At 75.2% G+C, this 6589-nt stretch carries 6 protein-coding genes; 5 read left to right on the forward strand and 1 reads right to left on the reverse strand.

The genetic code is table 11. The annotated features are described in order from the left end of the window. The first annotated feature begins 4 nt into the window (after positions 1-4). On the forward strand, positions 5-550 hold the full coding sequence (locus tag ACWEMJ_RS23410; protein ID WP_452139055.1) for a hypothetical protein: 546 nt from the start codon (positions 5-7) through the stop codon (positions 548-550). 12 nt (positions 551-562) lie between these two features. On the opposite strand, the gene ACWEMJ_RS23415 is transcribed toward ACWEMJ_RS23410, so the two are convergent. Next, positions 563-2617, reverse strand: coding sequence for an MMPL family transporter (locus ACWEMJ_RS23415; RefSeq protein ID WP_452139056.1), 2055 nt, complete (start codon positions 2615-2617; stop codon positions 563-565). A gap of 99 nt (positions 2618-2716) precedes the next feature. Between ACWEMJ_RS23415 and ACWEMJ_RS23420 the strand changes: the two genes are divergently transcribed. The 4 genes from ACWEMJ_RS23420 (at position 2717) to ACWEMJ_RS23435 (ending at position 6548) form a co-directional block, all read left to right on the forward strand. Next, positions 2717-3193, forward strand: coding sequence for a MarR family winged helix-turn-helix transcriptional regulator (locus ACWEMJ_RS23420; protein ID WP_452139057.1), 477 nt, complete (start codon positions 2717-2719; stop codon positions 3191-3193). A 109-nt stretch (positions 3194-3302) separates the two neighbouring features. Continuing rightward, entirely contained in the window at positions 3303-4361 is a 1059-nt protein-coding gene (locus tag ACWEMJ_RS23425) for a Dyp-type peroxidase (protein WP_452139058.1), read from the forward strand. Continuing rightward, positions 4358-5158 (forward strand): family 1 encapsulin nanocompartment shell protein, encoded by an 801-nt coding sequence (locus tag ACWEMJ_RS23430; protein ID WP_452139059.1) that lies wholly within the window; start codon positions 4358-4360, stop codon positions 5156-5158. Before ACWEMJ_RS23425 ends, ACWEMJ_RS23430 begins: the two co-directional genes overlap by 4 nt. Before the next feature lie 145 nt (positions 5159-5303). After that, on the forward strand, positions 5304-6548 hold the full coding sequence (locus ACWEMJ_RS23435) for a cytochrome P450 family protein (RefSeq protein WP_452139060.1): 1245 nt from the start codon (positions 5304-5306) through the stop codon (positions 6546-6548). Positions 6549-6589: the final 41 nt, after the last annotated feature.

The raw sequence follows: 6589 nt of genomic DNA on the forward strand, positions 1-6589 counted from the left end.
GGGAGTGGAGGAGCTCATGGCGCAGGACGACCGCTCGCACGCGCAGGACGACCGCTCGCGTGCGGTCGCCGGGCTGCGGGCCGCCGCGCTCGGGTCCGGGCTGGGCCTGGCGGTGCTCCTGCTGGGCTGGGGCGTCATGGCGCTGATCGGCGACAACGCGTTCCCGTCCGGGCTGCTGGGCGTGGCGATCGTCCCGGTGGGCACCACGCTGAGCGCGCTGTGGGGGCGCCGCTCGGTGAACCGGCGGCCCGCCCTGCTGGTCGCGCTGCTGCTGTTCCTGCTGCTGCTCGTGCTCGCCGCCGCCCTGCGCGACGGCTTCGCCGCCGACCCGGACGTCGCGGCCGGCCCCGGCTGGCTGCTGCTCGGCTACTTCCCGGGCGCGCTGCTGGCCGGCGCCGCCTTCGGGGCGCTGATCGGCGAGCCGGTCGGGGAACCGGGCCGTCACTGGCTGCGCTTCGCCGGCCGCAGCCGCCGCTTCCACCTCGCCGTCTACGGCGGCCTGGCGGCGCTGCTCGCACTGACCGCCGCGGTGGCGGTCGCCGGCGGCTGACGCCGCGAGCGGTCAGTCGGCCCGGCGGGCCGGCCACCAGACCCGGCCGCCGAGGTCGTGGACCAGGGCGGGCACCAGCAGGGAGCGGACCAGCAGGGTGTCCAGCAGCACGCCGAACGCCACGATGAAGGCGATCTGCGCCAGGAACGCCAGCGGGATCACGCCCAGCGCCGCGAAGGTCGCCGCCAGCACCACGCCCGCCGAGGTGATCACCCCGCCGGTCGCGGTGAGTCCGCGCGACACGCCTGCCCGGGTGCCGAGTTCGGCACTCTCCTCGCGGACCCGGGTCATCAGGAAGATGTTGTAGTCCACGCCGAGCGCCACCAGGAACACGAACCCGTACAGCGGCACCGAGGGGTCCGTCGCGGAGAAGCCGAACACGTGCGGGAACACCAGCGCCGAGACGCCCAGCGTCGCCAGGTAGGACAGCGCCACCGTCGCCGCCAGCAGCACCGGCGCCAGCACCGAGCGCAGCAGCAGCACCAGCACCGCCAGGATGCACAGCAGCACCACCGGCATGATCAGCGCCCGGTCGTGACGGGCCGTCGTCCGGATGTCGGCCTGCTGCGCCGAGTAGCCGCCCACCAGGGCGTCGGCCCCGTCCACCGCGTGCACCGCCGTCCGCAGCCGTCCGACCGCGGCCAGCGCCGCGTCGCTGTCGGCCGGGTCGGCGAGCGTCGCGTCCAGCCGCACCCGGCCGTCCGCGACCACCGGCGGGTCGGACGGCGCGCCGCCGGTGTACGGGCGCACCGAGGCCACCCCCGGCACCGTCGCGGCCGCCGCGGCGACCTGCTGCGCGCGGTCGGCGTCCGCGACGATCACCGCCGGGTTGCCCGAACCGCCCGGGAAGTGCGCCGACAGCAGGCGTTGCGCGGCCACCGACGGCTGGGCGGTGGTGAAGAGTTCGGACTGCGGCACGCCGCGGGCGTCCAGCAGCGGCGAGCACGCGGCCAGCGCGGCCAGCACCGCCGCCGAACCCACCCAGAGCGCCCGGGGCCGGCGCGCCACCAGGTCGGCGACCCGCTGCCACAGCCGGCCCGAACCGGTCCCGGCGGTGGGCCGGGCCGGCCAGAACGCGGCGCGGCCGCAGAGCGCCAGCGCCGCCGGGAGGAAGGTCAGCGCGGAGAGCACGGCGCAGGCGATGCCGATCGCGCCGACCGGGCCCAGCGCCCGGTTGTTGGTCAGATCCGAGAGCAGCAGCACCAGCAGCCCGAGCCCCACCGTCAGGCCCGAGGCGGCGACCGGCTCCGCCGAGCGGCGCAGCGCGGTGCGGGCGGCGTCGAACCGGTCCTGCCCGGCGGCGAGTTCCTCCCGGAAGCGGACGGAGAGCAGCAGCCCGTAGTCGGTGGCCGCGCCGATCACCAGGATCGACAGCAGGCCCTGCACCTGCCCGTCCACCCGCACCACGCCGTGCCGGGCCAGCGCGTACACGACGGCGCAGGCCACCGCCAGCGCGAACACCGCGCCCGCGATCACCAGCAGCGGCAGCAGCACGGCCCGGTACACCAGCAGCAGGATCAGCAGCACCACGCCGAGCGCCACGCCCAGCAGCAGGCCGTCGATGCCGGCGAACGCCCCGGACAGGTCGGCCAGCACGGCCGCCGGCCCGGCGACGCCGCTCACCGCGCCCGGCGCCTGCGCGCGTTCGCGGATCTCCCGGACGGCGACCTTGGTGTCGGGTCCGAGGTCGGCGCGCAGCTGCACCACGGCCTCCAGGGCGCGCCCGTCCTCGGACGGCAGCAGCGGCGAGGCCTGCCCGGTGGTCCCCGGCACCCGGGCGGCGGCCTCCAGCGCGCGGCCCGCCCCGGCCCGCAGCCGGTCGTCGACCGGGCCGTCCTGGGACTCCCAGACCAGCACCACCGGCAGGGTGCTGTCGGTGCGGAACTCCCGCTCCAGCGCGGCCACCCGGGTGGACTCCGCGCTGCGCGGCAGGAACGCCGCCCCGTCGTTGGTGGACACCTCGCCCAGCCGCCCGGCGAACGGCCCGAACGCGCCGCCGAGGGCGAGCCAGACCAGCAGCAGGGCGAGCGGAAGCAGGAACCTGGCACGGCGCGGGGAGGGCGGCATGGGCGGGAGGATATCTCAATGATTGAGAGATCGGGGCGGCGTGCCGGGGCGCTAGGGTCGTCCGGTCGGGCGGTGGGCACACGGAGTGAGGAGCGCGCAGTGGTGGCGCAGCGGGACGGCGACCGGGAGTTCGGACGGTTGCTGCAGGGGCTGGCGTCCGAGATGAACCTGCTCGGGCACGACTTCGCGGCCGCGCAGGGCCTGCACGCCACCGACGTGCAGGCGCTGCTGGCGGTGCTGCGGGCCGGCGACCCGCCCGGCATCACGCCCGGCGGGCTGCGGGCCGAACTCGGCCTCACCTCGGGCGCGGTGACGGCCGTGCTGGACCGGCTGGAGCGCGCCGGGCACGTCCACCGCACCCGCGACACCGCCGACCGGCGCCAGGTGCACGTGCACTACCACCCCGACGCGGCCCGCCTCGCGTTCGACTGGTTCACGCCGGTCGCGCAGTGCACCGACCGGGTGCGGTCCGAGTTCGACGCCGGGGAGGTCGCCACCGTGGTGCGGTTCCTGACCCGGATGACCGACGAGCTGGCGCGGCTGCGGCAGGACCGCCGCGAGCACCACCCCCGTTGAGCCGCCCGGGGACACGCCCGATCGGAGCAACATCGCAGGGTTCCTGGGCTTTTGCCCGATATGGTCGGCGGGCGTCCGAACGTCCCGGCCGTCCCTGGGAGCCCTCTCCATGCCGCAGCCGCAACCGGTCCTCGCCAATCTGACCGGGGCCGCCGTGTTCCTGGTGCTCGCCGTCGAGGAGGGTGGCGAGCAGACCGTCCGCGAGCTGCTCCCCGACCTCGCCGGGCTGACCCGCTCGGTCGGCAGCCGCGCCCCGGACGACGGCCTGGCCCTGGTCGTCGGCATCGGATCGGCCGCCTGGGACCGCCTCTTCGACGGCCCCCGCCCCGCCGGACTGCACCCCTTCCGGGAGCTCGCCGGCCGCCGCCACTTCGCCCCCGCCACCCCCGGCGACCTGCTGCTGCACGTCCGCGCCGAACGCATGGACCTGTGCTTCGAACTCGCCACCAAGGTCACCGGCCGGCTCGGCGGCGCGGTCACCGTCCTCGACGAGACCCACGGCTTCCGGTACTTCGACCGCCGCGACCTGATCGGCTTCGTCGACGGCACCGAGAACCCGATCGGCGACGAGGCCCGCGAGGCCGTCCTGATCGGCGACGAGGACCCGGCGTTCGCCGGCGGCTCCTACGTCGTGGTGCAGAAGTACCTGCACGACATGGACGGCTGGAACGCGCTCAGCACCGAACGGCAGGAACAGATCATCGGGCGCACCAAGCTCGACAACATCGAACTCGACGACGCCGCCAAGCCCGCCGACTCGCACGTCGCGCTGAACACCGTCACCGGCCCCGACGGCGAGGACCTCGACATCTGGCGGCTCAACATGCCGTTCGGGTCGTTCACCGAAGGCGGCGAGTGCGGCACCTACTTCATCGGCTACGCCCGCGACCCGTGGGTGACCGAGGAGATGCTCCGCAACATGTTCCTCGGCCGCGGCCCCGCCGCCCACGACCGCCTGCTGGACTTCTCCACCGCCGTCACCGGCACCCTCTTCCACGTCCCCAGCGCGGACCTGCTCGGCGACCCGCCGCCCGCGCCCGGCGGCGCCGCCCGCTCCGCGCGGGCCGACGCCCCGTCCGCACCGCAGCCACCGGCCCCGTCCGCACCCCCGGCGGCCCGGGACGGCAGTCTCCGCATCGGCAGCCTGAAGAGGAGTACCGCACCGTGAACAACCTGCACCGCGAACTGGCGCCCGTCTCCACCGCCGCCTGGACCGAGATCGAGGAGGAGGCCCGGCGCACCTTCACCCTCCACCTGGCCGGCCGCCGGGTCGTCGACCTGCTCGGCCCCGACGGCCCCGAACTCGCCGCCGTCGGCACCGGCCACCTCGCCGACATCGCCGCCCCCGCCAACGGCGTGCTGGCCCGCGCCCGCGAATGCCAGGCGCTGGTCGAACTGCGCGTCCCGTTCACCGTCACCCGGGCCGCCGTGGACGACGTCGAACGCGGCTCCAAGGACTCCGACTGGGACCCGGTCAAGGACGCCGCCCGCACCATCGCCCTCGCCGAGGACCGCGCCGTCTTCGACGGCTACCCCGCCGCCGGCATCACCGGCATCCGCGACGGCTCCAGCAACCACCCCGTCGCCCTGCCCGCCGACGTCCGCGACTACCCCAACGCCGTCAGCCGCGCCCTCACCGCGCTGCGCCTGGCCGGCGTCGGCGGCCCCTACTCACTGCTCCTCGGCGCCGACACCTACACCGCCGTCAACGAGACCTCCGACCACGGCTACCCCGTCCACAACCACCTCGCCCGCCTCCTCGACGGCGACATCGTCTGGGCCCCCGCCGTCGAGGGCGCCATCCTCCTCTCCGCCCGCGGCGGCGACTTCGAACTCCACCTCGGCGAGGACCTCTCCATCGGCTACCTCTCCCACGACGACACCACCGTCCACCTCTACCTCCAGGAATCCCTCACCTTCCAACTCCACACCCCGGAAGCCTCGGTCTCCCTGACCTCCGCCTGAGCACCGGGGCCGCGCCAACTGTGCCTGGTGGGGCGGGAGTTGGGGTTCTATGGGCGGGATCGGGCCAATGTCGGGGGGAGGCTTCCGGTGGGCGGGCGGGGGGCGGAGCATGGGGCGGTCCGGGCCTTTGTGAGGGGAGCTCGCCGTGTCCGATTCCGCGGTGTCCAGGTGTCCGTTCCTCGATCCGACGGCGGGGGCGGTGCATGCGGAGGCGGCGGGGCTGCGGGTGCGGGGGCCGGCGGTGTGGGTGGAGCTGCCGGGGCGGATCGGTGCCTGGTCGGTGACCAGGCACCGGGTGATCCAGGCGCTGACCACGGACCCCCGGGTCTCGCGGGACTTCCGGCGGCACTGGCCGGGGGTGGGGGAGGTGCCGGACGGGTGGGTGCTGGGGTCGGTGGCGTTCCAGGACAGCCTGGTGAACCGGTACGGCGAGGAGCACCGGGCGGCCCGGGGGCGGATCGCGCCGACCTTCCTGCCGCGCCGGGTGCAGCTGATGCGCCCGCAGGTGCAGGCGACGGCGGACCGGCTGGTGGCGGAGCTCGGCGCGCTCGCGCCGGGCGAGCGGGCGGACCTGCGGGCGGCGCTGGCGAGGCCGCTGACGATGACGGTGATCTGCGACCTGTTCGGCGTGCCGGAGGAGATGCGCGAGGCGCTGGGCGCCCTGATCGACCGGGCGCTGAACTCCTCGCTGCCGGAGCACGTCGCCTTCGCCGTGCAGCGCGAACTCTACGAGCGCCTCGGCGAGTTGGCGGCGTACAAGCGGTCCTGCCCGGGCGCCGACCTGACCAGTGACCTGCTGCTCTCCGACCGGCCGGGCGAACAGCCGCTGGCGGAGCACGAGCTGGTCGGCACCCTGTTCACGATGATCGCCGCCGGCTTCGAGACGGCGGTCAACCTGATCGCCAGCGCCGCGCTCGAACTGCTCACCCACCCCGAGGAGTTGGCCCGGGTGCGGGCGGGCGCGACCGACTGGGCGGACGTGATCGAGGAGACCCTCCGGCTGGAGGGCCCGGTCATGTACCTCCCGCTGCGCTACGCGCTGGAGGACATCGACCTCGGCGAGGGCGTGGTGATCGCGAAGGGCGACCCGATCATGATCGGCTTCGCCGCCGCCGGCCGGGACCCGCAGGAGCACCCCGACCGCCCGGACGTGTTCGACCCGAGCCGCGCGGACAAGGGCCACCTGGCGTTCGGCCACGGCCCGCACTTCTGCGTCGGCGCGCCGCTGGCCCGGCTGGAGGCGGAGGTGGCGCTGAGCACCCTGTTCGAGCGGCTGCCCGACCTCGCGCCGGCCGAACCGGGCCGGCGTCCGCCCCGGGTCCCGTCGCTGATCGTCAACGGCCCGGAGTACGTCCACGTGGTGCCCCGTCCACGGACCGGGACCGGCTGAACCCGCCGGTTACGCCTGGGTAGGGTTGAAGGATGGACACG

The sequence above is a fragment of the Kitasatospora sp. NPDC004531 genome (genome assembly GCF_053602195.1).